Source organism: Thiothrix lacustris DSM 21227 (genome assembly GCF_000621325.1).
Classification (GTDB): Bacteria; Pseudomonadota; Gammaproteobacteria; order Thiotrichales; family Thiotrichaceae; genus Thiothrix; species Thiothrix lacustris.
The window spans coordinates 47,722-70,464 of sequence record NZ_JHYQ01000006.1; the positions used below are offsets into that span (position 1 = coordinate 47,722).

17 protein-coding genes are annotated in these 22,743 nt (G+C 53.1%); 16 read left to right on the plus strand and 1 reads right to left on the minus strand.

Features of this window, described 5'->3' with window-relative positions; genetic code table 11:
- The 9 genes from bamA to Q394_RS0103975 are packed head-to-tail and all read left to right on the plus strand — an operon-like array spanning nt 1 to nt 9,780.
- On the plus strand, nt 1-2,292 hold the full coding sequence (gene bamA, locus Q394_RS0103935; RefSeq protein ID WP_028488130.1) for an outer membrane protein assembly factor BamA: 2,292 nt from the start codon (nt 1-3) through the stop codon (nt 2,290-2,292).
- 3 nt (nt 2,293-2,295) lie between these two features.
- A complete protein-coding gene (locus Q394_RS0103940) occupies nt 2,296-2,886 on the plus strand; it encodes an OmpH/Skp family outer membrane protein (protein WP_038140462.1) in 591 nt (196 codons plus the stop codon).
- Nucleotides 2,887-2,895: 9 nt separating this feature from the next.
- The gene (lpxD, locus tag Q394_RS0103945; protein ID WP_028488132.1) at nt 2,896-3,885 is read left to right on the plus strand and encodes a UDP-3-O-(3-hydroxymyristoyl)glucosamine N-acyltransferase; all 990 of its coding nucleotides are present in this window, start codon (nt 2,896-2,898) and stop codon (nt 3,883-3,885) included.
- A gap of 6 nt (nt 3,886-3,891) precedes the next feature.
- The gene (gene fabZ / locus Q394_RS0103950) at nt 3,892-4,344 is read left to right on the plus strand and encodes a 3-hydroxyacyl-ACP dehydratase FabZ (RefSeq protein WP_028488133.1); all 453 of its coding nucleotides are present in this window, start codon (nt 3,892-3,894) and stop codon (nt 4,342-4,344) included.
- Nucleotides 4,345-4,349: 5 nt separating this feature from the next.
- Nucleotides 4,350-5,120 carry an acyl-ACP--UDP-N-acetylglucosamine O-acyltransferase gene (lpxA, locus tag Q394_RS0103955; RefSeq protein ID WP_028488134.1) on the plus strand — a complete coding sequence of 257 codons (771 nt, stop codon included), beginning with the start codon at nt 4,350-4,352 and terminating at the stop codon, nt 5,118-5,120.
- Nucleotides 5,121-5,123: 3 nt separating this feature from the next.
- Nucleotides 5,124-6,278, plus strand: coding sequence for a lipid-A-disaccharide synthase (lpxB, locus tag Q394_RS0103960; protein WP_028488135.1), 1,155 nt, complete (start codon nt 5,124-5,126; stop codon nt 6,276-6,278).
- 12 nt (nt 6,279-6,290) lie between these two features.
- Nucleotides 6,291-6,830, plus strand: coding sequence for a hypothetical protein (locus Q394_RS0103965; RefSeq protein ID WP_028488136.1), 540 nt, complete (start codon nt 6,291-6,293; stop codon nt 6,828-6,830).
- Nucleotides 6,830-7,402: a ribonuclease HII gene (rnhB, locus tag Q394_RS0103970; protein WP_028488137.1), complete on the plus strand. Its 573-nt coding sequence runs from the start codon at nt 6,830-6,832 to the stop codon at nt 7,400-7,402. The genes Q394_RS0103965 and rnhB overlap by 1 nt, the downstream gene beginning before the upstream one ends.
- A gap of 14 nt (nt 7,403-7,416) precedes the next feature.
- Nucleotides 7,417-9,780 carry a sugar-binding protein gene (locus Q394_RS0103975; protein ID WP_028488138.1) on the plus strand — a complete coding sequence of 788 codons (2,364 nt, stop codon included), beginning with the start codon at nt 7,417-7,419 and terminating at the stop codon, nt 9,778-9,780.
- On the opposite strand, the gene Q394_RS0103980 is transcribed toward Q394_RS0103975, so the two are convergent.
- Nucleotides 9,763-10,299, minus strand: a complete 537-nt coding sequence (locus tag Q394_RS0103980) for a hypothetical protein (RefSeq protein ID WP_028488139.1) — start codon at nt 10,297-10,299, stop codon at nt 9,763-9,765. The genes Q394_RS0103975 and Q394_RS0103980 overlap by 18 nt on opposite strands.
- 76 nt (nt 10,300-10,375) lie before the next feature.
- Between Q394_RS0103980 and Q394_RS0103985 the strand changes: the two genes are divergently transcribed.
- From Q394_RS0103985 to Q394_RS0104020, 7 genes are all read left to right on the plus strand, one after another.
- Nucleotides 10,376-10,714, plus strand: a complete 339-nt coding sequence (locus Q394_RS0103985) for a nucleotide pyrophosphohydrolase (RefSeq protein ID WP_028488140.1) — start codon at nt 10,376-10,378, stop codon at nt 10,712-10,714.
- Between the two features lie 271 nt (nt 10,715-10,985).
- The gene (locus Q394_RS0103990; RefSeq protein WP_028488141.1) at nt 10,986-19,544 is read left to right on the plus strand and encodes a glycoside hydrolase family 94 protein; all 8,559 of its coding nucleotides are present in this window, start codon (nt 10,986-10,988) and stop codon (nt 19,542-19,544) included.
- A 5-nt stretch (nt 19,545-19,549) separates the two neighbouring features.
- Nucleotides 19,550-20,398 (plus strand): transglutaminase family protein, encoded by an 849-nt coding sequence (locus tag Q394_RS0103995; protein WP_028488142.1) that lies wholly within the window; start codon nt 19,550-19,552, stop codon nt 20,396-20,398.
- Between the two features lie 252 nt (nt 20,399-20,650).
- On the plus strand, nt 20,651-20,941 hold the full coding sequence (locus tag Q394_RS0104005) for a sll1863 family stress response protein (RefSeq protein ID WP_028488143.1): 291 nt from the start codon (nt 20,651-20,653) through the stop codon (nt 20,939-20,941).
- Nucleotides 20,942-21,088: 147 nt separating this feature from the next.
- A complete protein-coding gene (locus Q394_RS19055) occupies nt 21,089-21,313 on the plus strand; it encodes a CsbD family protein (protein WP_038140465.1) in 225 nt (74 codons plus the stop codon).
- A 10-nt stretch (nt 21,314-21,323) separates the two neighbouring features.
- Complete coding sequence (locus Q394_RS19060; RefSeq protein WP_038140467.1) at nt 21,324-21,644, plus strand: hypothetical protein; 321 nt, start codon at nt 21,324-21,326, stop codon at nt 21,642-21,644.
- Between the two features lie 294 nt (nt 21,645-21,938).
- Nucleotides 21,939-22,730, plus strand: a complete 792-nt coding sequence (locus Q394_RS0104020) for a transglutaminase-like domain-containing protein (RefSeq protein WP_028488144.1) — start codon at nt 21,939-21,941, stop codon at nt 22,728-22,730.
- The last annotated feature ends 13 nt before the right edge of the window (nt 22,731-22,743 follow it).

Genomic DNA, 22,743 nt, shown 5'->3' on the forward strand with positions numbered 1-22,743 from the left:
ATGAAAAAACATACACTCGTCATTTCGGCTGTGAGCTGCTTACTGGCAGTTTCTCAGGCTGCGTGGGCTGCTGCATTTGTAGTTCGCGACATTGAAGTTAATGGTCTGGAACGCGTTGCCGCCGGTACTGTGCTGAATTACCTGCCTGCTCGTGTTGGTGAACAGTTTAATGATGCCAAGTCAGCTGATGCGATTCGGGCGTTATTCCAAACAGGTTTGTTTGATGATGTGCAACTGGGTCGCCGGGGCGATGTGCTGGTGGTAACGGTGGTGGAACGCCCTGCCATTGGTGAGTTAAACATCAAGGGCAACAATAAGATTCCATCTGAAAAACTGATGCAAGTTTTGAAACTGCGCAATATCAGCAAAGGCGATACCCTCGACAAAGCCGCACTGGCCACGATTCAGCGGGAGTTGGAGGAGCAGTATCAAGGCATGGGGCACTACGGTGTCGACATCAAAACCACGGTCACACCACTTGAACGTAACCGGGTTGCGGTCAATATCAATATTAATGAAGGCAATGCTGCTCGTATACAGAAGGTTAATATCACCGGTAATCAGGCATTTTCGGATGCAATATTATTGAAGCAATTGGAATCAGGCCCTCGTGGGGCATTTTCCATCCCGTTCCTCAGTGACAGCGATAAATATTCCAAAGAAAAGCTGATGGGGGATCTGGACGCGTTAAATAGTTTTTACCGTGACCGTGGTTATATCAATTTTGAAATTACCTCGGCCGACGTGTCGATGTCCCCTGACAAGAAAAATATTTTCCTGAATGTTGCCGTCAATGAAGGCTCACAGTACAAGATCGGGAATGTTAGTGTGTCGGGCAACCCTGGGCTTTCCAAGGAGCAATTGGGGCAATCTATCAAGTTGCGCAAGGGCGAAGTATTTTCTCAGAAAGCACTGGAAGAGACGCGCAAAAATCTCTCCAATAAACTCGGTGCACAGGGTTATGCCTTTACCAAAGTAGCGGCAACCCCAGATTTTGATGAAGCCAATAAGCAAGTTGGCATTTTATTGTCGGTTGACCAAGGTAAGCGAACGTATGTGCGTCGCATTGATATTCGTGGTAACAACCGCACTAAGGATGAAGTGTATCGCCGTGAATTGCGTCAAGTAGAAAGCTCATGGTTCTCCAAAGAGCAGGTCGAGCGTTCAAAAACCCGGCTTGAGCGTTTGCCTTATGTCGAAGAGGCTACGATTGAGTCTGAACCAGTGGCAGGTACTGAGGATCAAATTGACTTGATTGTAACGGTCAAAGAGCGTTCTTCGAATCAATTTCGTGTGGGTGCAGGCTATTCACAGTCTCAGGGCGTGTTGTTCAATGTTAACCTAAACCAAGATAACTTCATGGGTACAGGTAAACAGCTGGACATGAATGTTGATAACAGTGACGTTAACAAGAATTATAGCGTCGGTTATACCAACCCTTATTATACGCCTGATGGCATTAGCCGTGGCTTTAGTGGCTATTACAAAGAATACGATGCGGAAGCTGAAGATATTGCTAGCTATGCATCCAACCGTTACGGTGGCAGCGTTAACTACACTGTACCGTTCAGTGAGCACGATTCTGTGTATGCGAGTCTTGGTGCTGAAAAACGTAAAATTGTATTAGGCACGGATCCTGCGGAACGTATTACCAGCTTTGTTGATAAAAATGGTGCGGAGTATACTCAGCTTCCAGTGACAGTCAGCTACGTACATGATACCCGTAACCGTACCATTTTTCCGACAGAGGGGCAGCGCCACCGGGTGTCCCTGCAAGCTAATGTGCCGGGCAGCGATCTGCAATATCAGAAGTTGAGTTATGACGGTTCTGCTTATAAACCGATTACAGATAATGTGACTTTTGCCGTCAAGGGCAAGGTGGGAACTACTAATACCTCTGGTGGTTTGGATGGCGCACCCTTCTTTGATAAGTATTATGCAGGTGGTATCGGCAGCGTCAGAGGCTTTGAGCAAAATAGCTTGGGTTCACAAGATGAAAATGATGATCCGATCGGCGGTGATTTGACCGTCACAGGGACGGCTGAAGTGCAATTCCCCATGCCGTTGGCGGAAGATGTGAAAGGCTTGAAAATGAGTACCTTCGTCGATGGCGGTAATGTTTTCAATAAGAACGGCGATTTCAAAAGTGATGAGTTACGTTATTCGGCAGGTGTAGGCGCGGTATGGTTATCCCCGCTTGGCCCGTTTGAGGTGAGTTATGCGAAGCCATTGAATGCTAAAGATGGTGATAAAGAACAACAAGTTCAATTTAGCATCGGAGCATCTTTCTAACTTATGAAAAAACGGTGTGCATTATGCTTGGGGGTGATACTGGTTCTACTAGGTCAGCCTGCTGTTTGGGCAGAGACAACGTCAGCTCAGTCTGTGCGTATTGCTATCGTCAATGTGGCAACTTTGCTGGATAATGCCCCGCAGTCGAAAGCTGCTGATGCCAAGTTGAAAGTGGATTTTGTGCCGCGTGAGAAGAAGCTTGATGCGGAGCAGAATGCTATTCAGCAATTGGAAGATGAATTGGCTTCACGTAATGAGGCGGGTTCTTTGCCTGAGGAAGAGAAGGTGCAGCGTCAACGCGAGCTGCGCGACCTCCAGCGTAAGTATACGCGAGAAATGGAGGACTTCAGGGAAGAGGTACGCACTGCAAGGGATGCGGCGATTGATGCCTTACAAGCTGGTATCATTCAGGCCATTGGTGAAGTTCGTGAGCAGGAAAAAATCGACTTGGTGTTGCGTGAAAGTAATTACATTGTCGCGAGTGACCGGATCGATATTACCAACAAAGTGATGCAACACTTGGAACAAAAATTCCAGGCGCAAACTGCACTAGTAGTACCTGTGCCTGCTGCTGCTCCCACTCCCGCTAAATAGGTGTAAATCATGACGTTGGGTTGTACATTACAAGAACTGGCGGATTACACAGGTTCAGTTTTGCAAGGTAATGCTGGGTTGCGTGTGTTGGCTGTGGCCTCCATCGACAATGCTGGGGTTGGCGATATTAGCTATATTCGTGATGCTAAGTACCGTCATTACTTGCAATCTTCTGCTGCGAGTGCTCTTATTCTGCCGCCTGACATGGCAGAAATGTATACCGGCGATTGTTTGATTCACCCTAAGCCTTATTTGGCTTATGCCAAAGCGGTGGGCTTATTGTACCCTGTGTCGCGCCCTGCGGTAGTGATTCACCCGTCAGCTGTGATTGAAGAAGGGGTCATTCTGGCGGATGGTGTCATTATTGAGGCCGGTTGTGTGATTGGCCGAGGGTGTAATATTGGCGAAAATAGTTGGTTGCACGCCAATGTTACGTTATATGCGGATACCAAAATAGGCAAACGTTGCATTATTCATTCTGGTGCTGTCTTGGGGGCTGATGGCTTCGGGTTTGCTCCTGATCAACAAGCTTGGTTTAAGATTCCTCAAGTTGGTAATGTCGTCGTGGGTGATGACGTTGAAATTGGCGCGAATACCACCATTGACCGTGCTGCCTTGGGGTCAACGCTGATTGGTAACGGTGTGAAGCTGGATAACCTGATCCAGATTGGGCACAACACCCAGATTGGTGATCATACGGCGATAGCAGCCTGTACGGCGGTGGCAGGCAGTGTGCAGATCGGCAAGCATTGCCAGATTGCAGGTATGTGTGCGATTGCCGGACACCTGAGCATTGCAGATCATGTCGTGGTGACGGGTACGAGCATGGTTTCGCACTCCATTACCAAACCAGGGGTATATTCTTCTGGTACGACAATAGAGGAAAATGCGGTCTGGCGTAAGAACGCCGTGCGTTTTAACCAGTTGGACAAGTTAGCACGCCGCTTGCAGGAGCTGGAAAAACAGCTTGCGGCTTTACACAATAAAGGGAGTGATTGAACTGCTATGGGCACGATGAACGTTGAAACAATCAGAAATTACCTGCCACACCGCTACCCGTTTTTGTTGGTAGACCGAGTGTTGGAATACGAAGTGGGCAAGTCACTGACAGCGATTAAAAATGTCACGGTGAATGAGCCGTGGGTCAATGGACATTTTCCACATCAGCCCATCATGCCGGGCGTGTTGATTATTGAAGCCTTGGCACAGGCGACGGGTTTGCTGGGCTTTCGCACCATGGGTGAAGAGCCGCAAACCGATACGCTGTACCTCTTGGTGGCAGTCGATAAGGCGCGTTTCAAGCAAGCCGTTGTACCGGGTGACCAGTTGGTCATGAAGGTGGAATTGGTGAAGCGCAAAGGCATTATGTGGGTCTTCAACGCCGAAGCACGGGTTGACGGCAAGCTGGCTGTATCGGCTGAGCTCATGTGTGCTGCGAAAAAAGAGACGCCAGCTTGAGTAGTCTGATCCACCCCACGGCGATCGTGCATCCATCCGCGCAACTGGCGGATGGGGTGGAAGTGGGCGCATACAGCATCATCGGTGCGGATGTCAGCATCGGGCGTGATACCCGTATCGGCCCGCACGTGGTGGTGGATGGGCCAACCCGCATTGGCGCAGAAAACCAGATTTACCCGTTTGCTTCCGTCGGTGCCGCCCCGCAGGATAAAAAATTCAACGGTGAACCCACCGAGCTGATCATCGGCGACCGTAATGTCATCCGCGAATGCTGCACCCTGAATCGGGGCACAGCGCAGGACAAGGGCAAAACCGTGGTTGGTAATGATAACTGGATCATGGCCTACGTCCACATCGCACACGACTGCATCATCGGTAACAACACTATTTTTGCCAACAATGCCACGTTGGCAGGGCATGTTGAAATCCGCGACTGGGTGATTCTGGGTGGTTTCACCTTGGTGCACCAGTTTTGCACCCTTGGCGACCACGCCTTTACCGGCATGGGTTCAGCGATTTCCAAGGATGTGCCGCCGTATACGATGGCAACGGGTGCGCCCGCCGAACCGCGCAGCATTAATCTGGAAGGTTTGAAACGACGTGGTTTTAGTACCGAAGCAATTCACCGTATTAAAGAAGCGCACCGCATCCTCTACCGCCACAACCTGACCACACAGGAAGCCTTGGCCAAAATCGACGTGGATTATGGCGAGTTTGCCGAAATCCGCCTGCTACTGGATTTTTGCCATAATAGTCAGCGGGGGCTGATTCGTTAACGCATGAAGCGTATTGCTATCATCGCCGGGGAAGCATCGGGAGATCTGCTGGCGGCACGCTTGATTCTGGCGTTACGTCAGCGCTGCCCGGCACTCCAATTTGAAGGCATCGCCGGGGTTGAAATGCAAGCCGCCGGTTGCCATAGCCTGTTCCCGCTGGAAAAACTCTCGGTCATGGGGCTGGTCGAAGTGCTGGTGCATTTGCCTGAGCTACTCTCTATCCGCAAGCAGTTGTTTGAGCGTTGGCGGGATAACCCACCCGACCTGTTCATTGGCGTGGATGCGCCCGATTTTAATCTCCCCCTTGCTGCCAAATTACACGCCATCGGCATTCCTACTGTGCATTACGTCAGCCCTTCGGTATGGGCATGGCGAGCGAAACGGGTGCGCAAAATGCGCGGTAATATCGACCTGATGCTGACGCTGTTTCCGTTTGAAGTGGATTTTTACCATGAACATGGTATTACCGCCGAGTTTGTCGGGCATCCACTGGCGGATGAGGTGGACTTCGATGCCAGTCGTGGAACTGCGCGGCAACAGCTTGGCCTGCCGTTGGATAAACGCATCCTTGCCATTTTGCCCGGTAGTCGTAGCGGTGAAGTGCGGCGGCTTGCGGCTGATTTCTGGCAGGCTGCCTTGCAATTGCAACAAAAATACCCTGATTTACAGTGCGTAACCCCCGCTGCCAGCCCGCGTTTGCGGCAGGAATTGGAAGCTATCCGCCAACAGACAGCGCCCGGTTTACGCCTGACGGTGCTGGATGGCCAATCACGCACCTTGATGCAAGCTGCCGATTACATCCTGCTGGCTTCTGGCACTGCGGTGTTGGAAGGAATGCTGGCAGGCCGTTTGATGGTGGCCGCCTATCGGGTTGCGCCGTTGACTGCTTGGCTGATCCGCACCTTCAAATTGTTGAAAGTGCGCTTTGTGACTTTACCCAATAATCTGGCGGGCGAGGAACTCGTGCCGGAACTGCTTCAAGAACAGGTGGCCCCCGCCCATTTGGTGGTAGCATTGGAAAACCTGTTTACCCTTTCAGCCGAACGTCAGCAGTATACCCTGCAACGTTTTCAGGCTTTGCACCAACAATTGCGAAAAACGGCTAGTGACAGCGCCGCTAATGCTATTCTTACTCATTTTTCGACCACGAAATTCTAGAGACAGCAACACATGGTCTACCTAACCAAACTCAAACACACCGGCTCCGTTATCAGCTCCAGCGATAAGTTCGGGGCGAAAATGTTTGACGTCGCGGCGCGTTATTTTTCCCAGTATGCACGTGGCATTTTTATTGGCACAGGCAGCGGGGTGGTGGCGCAATATTTCATGCAAGCCCCTGTACCGTTTGCCTTTGTGGAAAAACACCCGGCGTTTGTGCGCCAGTTCCACGAACGTTTCGGGGCAGATACCCCCTTGTTGGCGAAGGACTTTTTTACCTTGCCGATTGACGAAAGCGGGGAAGGTTTAGCCAATTGCGTGATGGTGTCCTGTATGCCAGTGACGGGTATGTTCTATTCCGAAAAGCTGGTGGAGCAATTTCGTGATGCCCTCAATAGTGGCTCAACCATTGTGCAAATGAGCTATACGCCGTTTATTAAGCAAATTCGTTTGTTTGACCGCTTGCAGCGCGAAGGCTTTAAAGTGCAGCGGGTGAGCACGGTGTTTTTCAATATCCCGCCTGCCTCGGTGTTTGTGCTGAGGAAAGCGTAATGCTGATTGCAGGTGTTGATGAAGTCGGGCGCGGGCCATTGGCGGGCGCGGTGGTGGCGGCGGCGGTGATTCTTGATCCGGCTCGCCCGATTGCGGGTTTGAACGATTCCAAAAAGCTGACCGAAAAACGCCGCGAGAAACTGGCGGTGGAAATCCGTGAGAAAGCACTGGCATGGAGTTTGGGGCGGGCGGAAGTGGAAGAAATCGACAGCATCAACATCCTGCAAGCCACCTTTCTGGCAATGCAACGCGCATTGGAAGGGCTGCATATCCAACCCGATCTGGTGAAGATTGACGGCAACCATTGTCCGAAGCTGGCTTATAACATGGAAGCGATTATTGGCGGCGATGCGACGGTTGCGGAAATCAGTGCTGCGTCGATCATCGCCAAAGTAGCGCGGGATGCGGAACTGGTGGCGCTGGATGCGGTGTACCCGGAATATGGGTTTGCTAAGCATAAAGGGTATGGGACGGCGGTGCATTTGGCGGCGTTGCGGGCGTTTGGCGCAACACCCATCCATCGGCGAAGTTTTGCACCGGTTCGGAAAGCCCTAGCCAATACCGAAAAATAACCTAAACTCCCCGGATGCTAAGAAAACCCCTTAAGATCCTACTCATCCTCGCCCTGTTGCTGTTCCTGCTGCAACTCGGTCTGTATCTCTACCACGAATGGCGCAAACCTGAGCCTGTTGCGCCGATTCCCCCGCCGCCTATCGGGAAGGTGGAGTCTCCTGTGGTCAAGCAGGAGCCCCTCCTCGGCATCAATACCAATGAAATCAGCTATAACGACGCCAGTATTCCCTTTATTGACCTGTTCCGTTCTGCCAACCCGTTTCAGGAAAACATCCTGCGCTTGAAAGCTGAAAACGTCACCTATGACGCCAACGGTTGGCCGAACAACCTCAATGGCGGTGAAGTGGGAACCCGTTTCCTCGGCGAATTGCCCCCGGATACCATCCCCGCTGGTGAATACACCGTGCTGTACGACGGTGATGGTGAGATTCGCTACGGCAACGATGCGGTGCTGGTTAACCACCAACCGGGGCGCGACACCATCACGCTGGATGCTGGAACCAATGAACGGTTGGATGCCAGCCTGATTATTGCCCGCAGCAACTCGGATGATTACCTGCGCAATATCCGCATCCTGCCGCCCGGTGGCATTTGCCAGAATAACCCGTTCCAGCGCGTCGCCGATGCCAGCGCGTGTTCCGGTGAAGCAGGCATGTATTTATCGTTCGTAGATCACTACAGCAGCATCGTTTTCAACCCGGACTATCTGGATTTCATGAAAGACTTCGGCGCTATTCGTTTCATGCCGATGTCGGGGATTACCCGTAACCCGGAAGCACACTGGCAAGATCGCCCGAGTCTGGACGAAGCCACTTGGGGCGGCACGTATGGTGCACGCGGCACTCCACTGGAAGTCATGGTTGATCTCGCCAACCGCTTGCATAAGGATGCGTGGTTCAACATTCCCCACGCTGCTGATGACGATTACGTGCGCGAATACGCAGCTTACGTGCGTGACCACCTCGACCCAGAACTGAAAATCTACCTCGAATATTCCAACGAAATTTGGAACACCAATTTCAACCACGGTGAATACACCCAGAAAAAAGGCATCGAAATGGCGCTGGGCTTGAATGCTGCCGATGTTGGTTACGAGTATTACACCATCCGCGCCCGTGAAATTTTCGCCGCATGGGAACAGGTGTTCGGCGGGAGGGAACGCTTCGTGCGGGTGCTGGGCGGCTGGGATACACGCCCGGATTTTGCCGAAAAAGTGCTGAGTTACGACGATACCTATAAGCAGGTGGATGCGCTGGCGATTGCACCGTATTTTGGCGGCAATATCAAAGGCTACCGCGAAGCCACCACGGTGGACGATATTTTTGATCTAACTACCGCTAAAGATTCCTACCGCTCCTTGCCGGAAGTGTTGGAAAAAGTGCAGAAACACGCCGAACTGGCCGCCAAGTTTGGGGTGGATTTGCTCGGCTACGAAGGCGGGCAGGGGCTAGTGGACTGGGCAACCCGCAAGCCTGACCAGCACCCCAACCCGTTGTTTTTCGCTGCCAACCGTGACCCACGCATGGGCGAGCTGTACACCGAATTCCTGAATGGTTGGGGCAAAGCGGGCGGCAAGCTGATGATGTTGTTTTCTGCCCCGCGAATTTGCCAGTGGTACGGTTGCTGGGGCTTGAAGGAATACATTCGTCAACCGCGTGAGCAAGCGCCCAAATACGCTGCTGTGCTGGATTTTATTGCTCAACATCCCGCGTCTGTGCCAACACCAACTCCGCCAAAACCAGCACAGAATCCGCTGGCAACAGCGCCGCGCAACCCGGATGATCCGGTGATTGTATGGCGTCCGGCCTTTGATCCAGAGCGGGTATTCTTCATTGAAAACCCCAGTACGCTGGACTTGTTGCTGGAAGGCAAGGTGTGGGACAAGCGCAACCTGTTTGGTAAATGGCAAGGGCGCTGGGATGATGATTCCCTGTTCCTGACGGTGCGGGTCTACGACAGTAAGCGGGTGTGGGATTCGGAAGATCCTGAGGAGGATGATTCCGTGGGATTTCTGATTGATACCGACAACAGTCGCGATGCCAAACTGGATGGACGCAAGGATTTCCACCTGATTTTTGCCTGTGACCGTGATCAGGTGGTGTTGGCGAAAGACTCCGCACCCTTGTCCGCTGCTGCCTTGCGCAGCATCCGCTTTGATACGCGTGAGCTGTACGATGGCTATGTGCTGGAAGCGTGGATTCCTTGGCAGGCGTTGGGCATGAAACCCGCTATCAAAGACCGGGTAAGCGTCAATGTCGAAGTCAACGACGACGACGATGGCGGCGCACGCGACGGCAAGATCGCGTGGATGGCGCAAGATAAACAGGCACTGACCGACCCTAAACAGTGGGGCGTGGTGCTATTTAGCGGGCGGTGAAGCGTTAATCAAGCGTGGTTTGTTGGGTGAGGTTGAGGTGAGCACATTGGCTTTGGCTTTCTCCTGCCGGATACGGACAACATAACCACCCAATGCACCGCCTGCCGTGGTCAGCATCAGCAAGCCCAGTGTCATGAACTGTGTCAGCAACAGCAAGCCACCAATGCCCGCCGCACCCGCGAAAGCCATGCCGACTTTGATATTGGCTTGGGTAGACGTGCGGCGTACTTCCTGCATGGTTTCCTGATGCGCTTCTTTCATCACCTTAGCTTTGGCGCGTTCGGCATTGATGCGGAGGGCTTCACGCTCTCGCGCATGGGATTCTTTCAGATTACTGATGGCATCTTTGCTATGGTGTGCGGCACTGGCGTTAAACCAGAATGCAGTCAACAAACCCACAATCAGTACTGGGATGAACAGCCGTAACCAACCCCACGCAGTCAAATCAGCAGGCGCAAGCAAGACTAAGGCCACGGTGATGGCTTGTAGCAGCAAAATGCCAGGAAGAAATTTCAACACAAGAACAGTCCTTTTTATTCTGTTAGGTTCGTATTCGCGGATTATAATACTTATTGCGCCTCAATAGGACATCATCATGTTACCGAAAGACCTTATGGACGAACTCATGCAGTTCCGCGCCGAACGCGACTGGCAGCAATTTCACACCCCACGCAACCTTGCCATTTCGCTTTCCTTGGAGGCGGGCGAAGTGCTGGAACTGTTCCAGTGGGAAGACCGGCAAGGCGAAGCGCTGGAAAGCGTCATGCCGCGTCTGCGCGATGAAGTGGCTGATGTGGCGGTATACCTCACCTATCTGTGTACTGACCTTGGTATTGATCTGGAGGCTGCCATTCGCGAAAAAATGCTAAAAAATCGGGCGAAATATCCAGTAGCTTTATCCAAAGGATCAGCGAAGAAATACACTGAATTATAAATTTTCATTACCCCTGCTTATGTTATTTTTTCTGAATTATTATTGCCATGTGATATGTCTTGCTATAACAGGCGATATAGCGCCTAATAAAAGTAGCTATTTTTAATGCATTATTTTATGACACGTAGCGCTGCTTAATACAAACCTTATTACATTTTCTGCAAAGATAAAGCATTGCAGCCCGCCTGCCATAACTGCTGATATTCAACCATTTCGGTCAGACATTACTGCCCCTGTTCGTGGGCAAAACCCATCAAGCCAGAGAGACCGCATGAAAGCCAAGCCTAAAACCCTGTTAAGCAGTATCCGTGTCTGGGGGGCGCAATCTTTCCGTGTCAATGCAGTGCGGGATCACACCAAAGAAACCCAACCGTTACGTGCCGAACTCTTCAGCGCCGACCAGATGGAACGCCACGGCAGAACCTTGGCAGACACGCACCACCTCACCCAACAATCAGTGCAGGATCAACTTCTTGACCGCCTCTCTGACAACGAAGCCGTGCTGGTGGAATGTTCCCGCGTGTTAACCGCCACGGTCAGTGCCAACCGCAGGCTCACCCCGGCGGGCGAATGGCTGCTGGACAATTTCTATTTGATAGATGAGCAAATTCGCACCGCCAAACGCCATTTACCGCAAGGTTACAGCCGCGAATTGCCGCGTTTGTCGGACGGCGCATCCAGCGGCTTGCCACGTGTGTATGACATTGCGCTGGAAAACATTGCACACGGCGATGGGCGCGTTGACCCTGACAGCCTCAGCCGTTTCGTTACGGCTTACCAGAGCGTCACACCCCTCAAGCTGGGCGAATTGTGGGCAATCCCCATCATGTTACGCTTGGCACTGATCGAAAACCTGCGGCGCATTGCCGCACGGATTACGGCTGACAAAATTGACCAGGATCTTGCCGATACGTGGGCAAATCGCATGGTTGAGGCAGCGGAACAAGACCCCAAAAGCCTGATTATTGTCATTGCGGACATGGCGCGTTCCAACCCGCCGATGACCACCCCGTTTGTGGCGGAATTGGTGCGCCGCCTGCAATGGCAGAGTGCCGCGTTGGGCTTGCCATTGAGTTGGATCGAGCAATTGCTGGCAGAATCACACCTGACCATTGAGCAACTGGTGCAGATCGAAAGCCAGCAACAAGCCGCCGATCAAGTGTCGATCGGCAACAGCATCGGCAGCCTGCGCTTTCTGGGCTCGATGGATTGGCAGGCATTCGTCGAAACCATGAGCGTGGTGGAGCAAACCCTGTGTAACGACCCCGGCAGTGCTTACCGCGCCATGGATTTTGCCACCCGCGACCGCTACCGCCACGTAGTGGAAAAAGTTGCCAAATACACGGACTATTCCGAAGGCGAAGTCGCGCACTTAGCCGTGCAATTGGCGCACGCCGCCGCAGCAAGTCATGGCGAAACTGATCGTACCGCACACGTTGGCTTTTACCTGATCGACGCAGGCTTACCCCAGCTCGAACAAGTCGCGCAAACGCGGCTACCCTTACTCACGAAACTGCAACGGGTGGTTTGCTGCTTACCTCTACTCTCCTTTGTAGGCGGTATTGCGCTGCTGACGCTGCTGTTTACCGGCGGTTTATTGCTGCAAGCCCATGCCGAGGGTGTACAGGGTTGGCATCTCGTGCTGCTGGGTATCTTGTCGGCGCTAGCTACAAGCTACCTGTCGGTGGCGCTGGTGAACTGGCTGGCAACCTTGCTGACCACCCCGTATGCCTTACCGCGCATGGACTTTTCCGAGGGTATTCCGCTGCCGTCGCGCACCTTGGTGGTTGTGCCCACTATGCTGAGTAACGCTGCCAGCATTGAAAGCATGATGGAGACGTTGGAAGTCCGCTTCCTCGCCAATCGGGATACCCACCTGCATTTTGGGCTGTTGACCGATTTTCTGGATGCGTCGGAAGAAGTGCTGGCAGGCGATGCGGCGCTGTTGCAGCTAGCCCAAACGGGCATCGACCATCTGAATGCCAAATATCCGGGCGAATCGGGTGACACTTTCTTCCTGTTTCACCGCCCGCGCCGCTGGAATCCACACGCTCAAGTGTGGATGGGCTACGAACGTAAACGCGGCAAACTGGCGGATTTGAATGCGCTACTACGCGGCGGTGCAAAAGACGCTTTCGCGCTGATCGTGGGGGACATCACGCCGCTCGCCGGGGTCAAATACGTGATTACCCTCGACACCGATACCCAGCTTCCGCGTGACGCTGCTCGCCAATTCGTCGGCACGCTGGCGCATCCGCTCAACCACGCGGTTTACGACCCTGCCAAGCAACGGGTGACGCAAGGTTACGGCATCTTGCAACCCTGCGTCAGCGTGAGCCTTTCTGCTCCGAACCTGTCGCATTATGCCCGTTTGTATGGCGGCGATTCCGGCATCGACCCTTACACCCGCGCCGTTTCTGATGTGTATCAGGATGTGTTCAACGAAGGCTCGTTCATCGGTAAAGGCATCTACGACGTGGATGCGTTCGAGCAAGCACTGAGTGGACGCTTGTCGGAAAACCGCATTCTCAGCCACGACCTACTGGAAGGCTGTTATGCGCGATCAGGGCTACTCAGTGATGTGTTGTTGTATGAAGAATACCCCAACCGTTACAGTGCCGATGTGAACCGTCGGCATCGCTGGATTCGCGGCGACTGGCAGTTACTGGGCTGGTTATTACCCACCGTGCCGGGCTTGGGGCAAAAGCGCCACAAAAACCCGTTGTCGTGGCTGTCACGCTGGAAAGTATTCGACAACCTGCGGCGCAGTCTTACGGCGGCGGCCTTGACGCTATTGTTGCTGCTGGGCTGGACAGTGTTGCCAGACGCGGGTTTCTGGACGCTGGCAGTGCTGGCAATTTTGCTGATCCCCTCAGTGAGTGCGTCCTTGTTGAGTCTGGTGCGCAAACCGACGGATCTGCTACTGAGCCAACACCTTGCGGCTGAAATGCGGGCGGCGGAAGGGCATTTTTCCCAAGCAGCACTGACGCTGATTTGCTTGCCATACGAAGCCTATTTCAGTCTGGATGCGATTCTACGCACGCTGTGGCGGATGGGAGTTTCCAAGCAACGGCTGCTGGAATGGAACCCGTCGAGCGAAGCCAATCGCGACAGCACCAAGCTGGTGGATACTTACCGCACCATGTGGATTGCGCCATTCATTGCCGTGACCACTGGCTTGTATTTGGTACTGACCCGCCCGGAAGCCTTGCTGGTGGCAGCGCCTATCCTGCTGGCGTGGTGGTTAGCGCCTGCCATCCTTTGGTGGGTGAGTGAACCGCTGGCTCGGCGTACCAGCAAGCTGACACCAGACCAGACCGTGTTTTTGCGGAAGACTGCCCGCAAGACGTGGGCTTACTTTGAGCATTTGGTCGGGGTGCAAGATAACTGGCTGCCGCCCGATAATTATCAGGTCTACCGTGAGGTGGGCGTGGCGCACCGTACTTCGCCGACCAATATGGGCATGGCGTTGTTGGCGAATTTGGCGGCTTACGATTTTGGTTACTTGCCGCTGGGTGGGCTGATTGAGCGCACTGCGAATACGCTACGCACAATGGGGCGTCTGGAGCGTTACCACGGGCATTTTTATAATTGGTATGACACGCAATCGCTGCAACCCTTGTTGCCGATGTACGTGTCTACCGTGGATAGCGGCAATCTGGGTGGTCATTTGCTGACCTTGCAACCGGGGTTGCTGGCCTTGCCGGATCAACCGATTCTGGCGGTGCGTTGGCTGGAAGGCTTGCAAGATACGGTCGGGGTTTTGCTGGATAACACGTCTGATCTGACGCCACCACCCTTGATTCCGCTGCGCACGGCGTTGGAAGCGGCGGCTAGCACGCGCCCAACCACACTCACAGCGGTCAAGCGCTGCCTGGAACACCTCAGCGACCTTGCGGTAGGCGATACCAGCGAATGGGCGCTTGCTTTGGCTTGGCAGTGTCGGGCGCATCTGGATGATTTGCGCCTGCTGGTGCCGGATGGGGTGGGTGATGACTTTGCGGGCATTCCGACCTTGCGGGAATTGTTGCTGATTCCGGCCAGCCGTCAGCAGGCGCAGGAGCGCATCGCGGCGCTGGAACAATTGGCGTTACAGGCCAGTGCTCTGGCGTGTATGCGATACGATTTCCTTTACGACAAGCCGCGCCGCTTGTTTGCTATTGGCTACAACGTGACGGAACGCCACCGCGACGCGAGTTATTACGACTTGCTGGCCTCGGAAGCGCGGCTGTGCAGTTTCGTGACGATTGCACAGCAACAAGTGCCGCAAGAAAGCTGGTTTGCCTTAGGGCGACTGCTGATTACCACCGATGGCGAGCCAACGCTGCTGTCGTGGAGCGGCTCGATGTTTGAATACCTGATGCCCTTGCTGGTGATGCCAACCTATGCCAATACCCTGATTGATCAGACCTACCATGCCGTGGTGCAACGCCAGATTGCGTATGGCAAGCAGCGCGGCGTGCCGTGGGGTACGTCGGAATCCGGCTATAACACCGTCGATGTGCATCTCAATTACCAATACCGCGCCTTCGGTGTGCCCGGTTTGGGGCTGAAACGCGGGCTGGCGGAAGATTTGGTGATTGCCCCGTATGCTTCGGCGATGGCGCTGATGGTTGACCCCGAAGCGGCCTGCCAAAACCTGCAACGCCTCGCCGCTGATGGTATGGTGGGCAAGTTTGGCTTTTACGAAGCGGTCGATTACACCCCCTCCCGGCAACGGCGCGGGGAAGAGCGGGTCGTGATCCAGTCGTTCATGGCGCACCATCAAGGCATGAGTTTGCTGGCACTGGCCTATTTGCTGCTGGATCGGCCGATGCAACGCCGTTTTGCGGCGAATCCGCCGTTTCAGGCGACGCTGTTGTTGCTGCAAGAACGCATTCCCAAAGCTACCGCCTTCTATACGCAAGCGGCGGAAGTTTCCGAGATTTTGCTGGCTTCCAGCGAACCGCAAATCCCTATCCGCGTCCTCAATAACCCGAATACGTTGCTCCCGGAAGTGCAGTTGCTTTCCAACGGGCATTATCACGTCATGGTGACCAATGCCGGTGGCGGTTACAGCCGTTGCAAAGATTTGGCTGTCACGCGCTGGCACGAAGACACTACCCGCGACCATTGGGGCACGTTCTGTTACATCCGTGACGTGGCGAGTGGCGTATTCTGGTCAACCGCACATCAACCGACGCTTGCCCCGGCAGAGCATTACGAAGCGATTTTCTCGGAAGGTCGTGCGGAATTCCGTCGCCGTGACCACGATTTCGATACGCACCTCGACATTGTGGTATCGCCGGAAGACGACATTGAATTGCGCCGGGTGCGCATCACCAACGACTCACCGCTACGCCGCACCATTGAAGTCACCAGTTACGCCGAAGTCGTGTTGGCTTCAGCGGCTTCTGACACCTTGCACCCGGCGTTCAGCAAGCTGTTTGTGCAAACCGAAATCGTTGACCCGTTGCAAGCCATTCTGTGTACCCGTCGCCCGCGTGCCCTCGATGAACACAGCCCGTGGCTATTCCATTTAATGGCGGTACATGAAGGCGATTCCAACGGTATTTCCTATGAAACCGACCGGGCGCAATTCATTGGGCGGGGCAAAACCCTCGTTGCCCCGCACGCCATGACCGCAGCCGATCACCTGTCCAACAGCGTGGGCGCAGTGCTTGACCCCATCGTTGCCATCCGCCACCGCATTACCCTCGAACCCGAAGCCTCGGTCACACTCGATATGGTCATCGGCATTGCCGCGACCCGTGAAGCTAGCTTGCAACTGGTGGAAAAATACCGTGACCGCCGCCTCGCTAACCGCGTATTCGATCTGGCGTGGACGCACAGCCAAGTGGTATTACGCCAGCTCAATGCCAGCGAAGCGGAGGCGCAACTCTACGCCCGCTTGGCCAATTTAGTGATTTATTCCCACGCCTTGCTGCGGGCGGATGCCAGCACCTTGATCAGCAATCACCGGGGGCAATCCGGCCTGTGGGCGCACGCCATTTCCGGCGACTTGCCGATTGTACTGTTGCAAATCAAGGATCTGGACAATATCGAGCTGGTGCGCCAGTTGGTCAAAGCCCATGCGTACTGGCGCTTGAAAGGCTTAACGGTCGATCTGGTGATCTGGAACGAAGACCGCGAAGGCTACCGTCAGGTGCTGCAAGAACAAATCATGGGGCTGATTGCGTGGGGTGTGGAAGCGCACGTGATCGACCGCCCCGGTGGTATTTTTGTACGCCATGCTGACCAGATTTCCAGCGAAGACCGCATCCTGATCCAATCCGTTGCCCGCGCCATTCTCAGTGACAGCAAAGGTTCGCTGACGGATCAAGTGAATCGCTGGAGCTTGACGGAGGTGCGCGTGCCGCCTTTCAAACCCAGCCGTTATCCTTTCCATGACCCGCAAGCTGTGGGCAGTTTGTTGCCGCGTGACGACCTAATCCTGTTCAACGGCTTGGGCGGCTTCACCGCTGATGGGCGCGAATACGTGATGACCCCCGCCGCCGACCAGACGACACCCGCGCCGTGGGTGAATGTGCTGGCTAATCCTCACTTTGGCACGGTGATTTCCGAGAGTGGACAGGCATATACATGGCGCGAAAATGCCCACGAATACCGCCTGACCCCGTGGCATAACGACCCGGTGAGCGATTTAAGCGGCGAAGCCCTGTATTTGCGCGACGAAGACAGCGGCGAGTTCTGGTCGCCCACCGCGTTACCGTGTCCGGGAGCGGGGGCGTATATCAGCCGCCACGGTTTTGGCTACAGCGTGTTTGAACACAACGAAAACGGCATTTATTCAGAACTCACGGTATGTGTCGCGCTGGATGCCTCGGTCAAATTCTCTGTATTGAAAGTACGCAATGCCTCAGGCCGCACCCGCCAGCTTTCGGCGACGGGTTACGTCGAATGGGTGCTGGGCGATTTAACCCCGAAATCAGCCCCGCATATCATTACCGAATGTACCGCCCCTATCGGCGCATTATTCGCCCGCAACCCTTACAGCATGGAATTTGCGGAACGGGTAGCGTTTTTCGCCGTGGATGATAGGAATCACACCTTCACGGGCGACCGTGCCGAATTCATCGGGCGCAATGGCACGCTGCGTCACCCGGCGGCACTGCAACGGGCTTACCTGTCCGGAAAAGTCGGCGCAGCCCTTGACCCTTGCGCAGCTATTCAGGTGTCGTTTGAACTGGCAGCGGGACACGAGCGGGAAATTGTCTTCAAGCTCGGTGCGGGGCGTGATATGCACGATGCTCAAGCCTTGGTGCACCGTTTCCGTGGGGTAGAGGCCACCCGCAATGCCCTCAAACAGGTGCAGGATTATTGGGTAAAAACCTTGAGCACGGTGCAGGTGGAAACGCCCGATGCGGCGGTAAACATGCTGGCCAACGGCTGGCTGTTGTACCAGACGCTGGGTTGCCGTTTGTGGGGGCGCAGCGGTTATTACCAATCCGGTGGCGCATTCGGTTTCCGCGACCAGTTGCAGGATGTGATGGCGCTGGTTCATGCCGAACCGGATAAAGTTCGTGAGCATTTGCTGCTGTGTGCGGGGCATCAGTTTGCGGAAGGCGATGTGCAGCATTGGTGGCATCCGCCGTCCGACCGGGGCGTGCGCACCCAGTGTTCCGATGATTATTTGTGGTTGCCGCTGGTGACGTGCCGTTACATCCTGACCACGGGCGACTATTCGGTGCTGGATGAGCAGCGCGGTTTCCTCAGCGGGCGGGCGGTGAATGCCGGGGAAGATTCGTACTACGACTTGCCGGGGCATTCTGCTGAAGTTGCCAGCCTGTACCAGCACTGTGTCCGCGCCATTTTGCACGGCTTGCGCTTGGGTGAACACGGTTTGCCACTGATGGGGTCGGGTGACTGGAACGATGGCATGAATCTGGTCGGCATTGAAGGCAAGGGCGAAAGCATCTGGCTGGGCTTTTTCCTGTGCGAAGTGCTGGGGCAATTTGCCGAACTGGCACGGCTGCACAATGACATTCCTTTCGCTGAACGTTGTCAGCAGGAACGTTACCAATTGCACCAGAACCTCGAACGTCACGGCTGGGATGGCGCGTGGTATCGCCGCGCTTACTTCGATGACGGCACGCCGCTGGGTTCCAGCACTAACCCGGAATGCCAGATTGATTCGATTGCACAAAGTTGGTCGGTACTCTCCGGGATCGGTTCGCCGGAACGCAGCTTACAGGCCATGCAATCGCTGAATACCCATCTGGTGCGCCGCGACCATGCACTGGTGCAATTGTTAGACCCGCCGTTCAATACGTCTGATTTGAACCCCGGTTATATTCGGGGCTATGTGCCGGGGGTGCGCGAAAACGGTGGGCAATACACCCATGCCGCGATTTGGGCTGCGATGGCGTTTGCCCGTTTAGGCGACAGCGAACGTGCATGGGAATTGCTGGGCATGATCAATCCTGTGAACCATGGGACATCCGCAGATGGCATCGCCACCTACAAGGTCGAGCCATACGTGGTAGCGGCGGATGTGTATGGCATTGCACCGCATACCGGGCGTGGTGGTTGGACGTGGTACACTGGTTCGGCAAGCTGGATGTACCGGCTGATAACAGAATCGCTGTTGGGGCTGCGCCGTGAAGGCGATAGTCTGCGTTTCGAGCCATCTTTACCCCAGGATTGGAGCACATTTAAGATGCGTTACCGTTATCGGGAGACGGTCTACCATATTATTATCCAACAGGTGGTTGGTGCTGCGAGTGTGAGTCTAGATGGGCTTGAGCAGCAGAATGGCAGTATTCCGTTGGTGGATGATCGAGTTGAGCATCAAGTGACTGTGCTCCATACACTACATACAGGAAAATAATCGTTATGAAACGTTATAAAATTTTACATCGAACTTACTATAATTTCACAGCACCCGTAGTGCTTGGCACGCATATTCTGCGCCTGCGTCCAAGGGAAGATTATGAGCTACGTATCGAATCGTCGTCACTGGATATTACACCCGCTGCAACCCTGCGCTGGCATCGTGATGTGGAGGATAATTCCGTGGCCATTGCCACGTTTGATTCCCCTACGATGCAATTGCGGATTGAAAGCGAAATCATTATCCAGCAATACAATGAAGCTCCCTTGGATTTTCTGGTAGCTGATTACGCAACGCATTACCCATTTGCCTACCAACCAGAAGACAAGGTGGTGCTGGCGCCTTATATGGAAGTGAGACAGCCAGTTAGCGACTTGTTTGTAAAGTGGGTGGCGACGATATGGCAGCCGGGTGAACGTATTCAAACCTACACGTTGTTACAACGTCTTGGTGAGCGGATTCAGCAAAAGCTGGTTTATCAACTGCGCGAAGAACCGGGCGTGCAATCTGCTTCTGAAACGCTGAAGCGGTGTACAGGTTCCTGTCGTGACTCGGCGTACTTGTTCATGGAAGCTGCCCGCAGTTTGGGCTTTGCTGCCCGTTTTGTGAGTGGCTATCTTGATGCTGAGCCATCCTCAGTGAATTTTGGTTCTACTCATGCTTGGGCTGAAGTGTTTTTGCCGGGGGCGGGCTGGAAAGGCTTTGACCCGACCATTGGAAAGCTGGTAGGAACAGATCACATTGCGGTGGCCGTTGCCCGTTTGCCTGAATCTGTGCCGCCGGTTGCTGGGGCATTTGTGGGGCCACCCGGCGCAACGCTTGATGTAGGCGTTTGGGTAACAGCATTGTAATAATAACTCAGCATTTCTCAGAAATGCTGAGTTATCAGCCTAATAATAGACATTCAATAATTCTAATTAATTTTTCTTTTTTGATTCTGCGGTTATTGGCATTTTTCTCTGATTAACCTTGCTATGTTTGTAGAATTGGCGCTTAATGAAATTATAAATTTTATCTTCTTATTTTTCATTGAGTGTCAAGAAATAAAGATAAAGATAAAGATAAAGATAAAATTCGATTAATCACAGAGAAATGGATTTAATATGAACACTAAAGAAAATTACCAAAAAAAAGTTGAAGCCGAGCTAGTCTTGGTTCAAGCTAAATTAGCCGAATTCAAAGCCCGCGCCAAAGTGGCTTCAGCCGATGCCCGTATTAGTTATGACGAGCAGATGAGTGAGCTTGAACAACGATTCGATGACACCAAGACTAAATTGAAAGAATTAGGTGAAGCCAGCGATGGCGCATGGGAGAATCTTAAAGATGGTGTTGAAAGTGCATGGAGTACGTTGAGTAATTCTGTTCAACATGCGGCTGATAAGTTCAAAGCCTGATTCTGTTCCCCTTCCAGCAAGTTTTGCTAACACACTAGCATATTTAAGGTGGCTCACTTATTCACTCCCTCTTTCCAAGAAAACGTGGGTTGCCTTATTTTTTAATAACATTAGAAAAACCAATAAACACTTTAAAGGATTAGCGCCATGAATACGAATTATGTGTCAGCAAACTGGCATCAAGTGAAAGGCAAAGTGCGCGAGAAATTCGGTAAATTGACTGACGATGATTTACTGGAAATCGGCGGCAAGGTTGAAGTGCTTGTCGGTAAATTACAAGAACGTTATGACTTTAGCCTTGAAGAAGCTGAAGCTGCCATCACTGGCTTAAAAATTGATGCCGAAGGCATGAAGCTCGAAACGAATCTTTAATGGAGTTTTTATGAAAATTAATCTTGTTTTATTTCCCCTGTTAATCGCAGCAACTTTGCTTGGCTGTGACAATGATACTGAAAAGAAGGCAATGGATGCTGCTCACAACGCGAATGAAACCATGAAAGATGCCGCGCATGAGGCCAAAGAAAACATGCAAGATGCGGCCGATGAGGTTAAGCAGAAAGCAGGTGAAGCCGCCGATGCGATGCAAGAGGAAGCCAATAAAGCCAAAGCCGCCACTTCGGATGCTGTCGGGAATACCGCTGAAAGTATTGCTGAAAAAGCGGCACGAGAAAAACAGGAAGCAGAAGCTGCCTTGAAAAAATAAAAACCTACAAATTTTGTCATTATTCATGGGCGTTGCCTATCGTCTGAAGTGGTAGCAACGTTGCATGAATAATTTGTTTAACCATTTTCCCTATTAATGGGCATGGGGTATTTGAAATGAAAACGTTACGTAAATTAACTGCTAGTGCAGTGACTCTTACAGTCTTAAGGAGACATGCGCTATGCGTAGCAAAGAAAAAGGCAAAATAGGCTGGATATTGCTTTGGCTCGTAGGAATTCCGGTTCCGATCTTGCTAGCGCTGTATTTCCTACGTGGATGCACCTGAGTAACACTATGCGTTTATATACAAGTTGTGATTTGGCGTTCGAGATTCCTACACCGACGCCGTTTGTGCTGATGTTGCGACCCCGCAGTGGTATGCAGCAATGGATTACCCGTGAAGAATACCGACTCGTGCCTAGTGTGCCGGTGTTTGAATTTACTGATAACTACGGCAACCTTTGCCAGCGGTTGGTTGCACCGCCGGGCATTTTCACTGTATACACCTCGGCCGAAGTAATGACCGCTGATGACGTGGACCAAGCACCGGGAGCGCCGTTTGTTGCCGTTCAGGATTTACCCGATGCGGAACTCAGTTACTTGTTGCCCAGCCGTTACTGTGAATCAGACCGCTTTGGGCAAATGGCAACCGAAATTACCGCAGACCAATTGGTGGGTTACGATCAGGTCGCCGCGATTGTGGCGTGGTTGCGTGCCAATATCCTCTTTGCACCGGGCAGCAGCAATGTTCCGGTGTCAGCGGTGGAAGTTAACCTCAAGCAATCGGGTGTTTGCCGTGACTTTGCGCACCTTGGTATTGCGCTGTGTCGCAGCCTCACCATCCCGGCACGTATGGTAGTGGGGTATCTCTACGAACTCGAACCAATGGATTTACACGCTTGGTTTGAAGCCTATGTGGGCGGGCGCTGGTATACGTTTGATGCCACACAAGCTGAGATGAAAGGCGGTTATGTGGTACTCGGGTATGGTCGAGATGCGGCAGATGTGGCAGTCTATAATCAGTTTGGTCCGGCGGTGAATGCTACCGCACAGACTGTTTGCGTGCAGCGCCTTACAGAAGAGTAAATTATTAGGAATG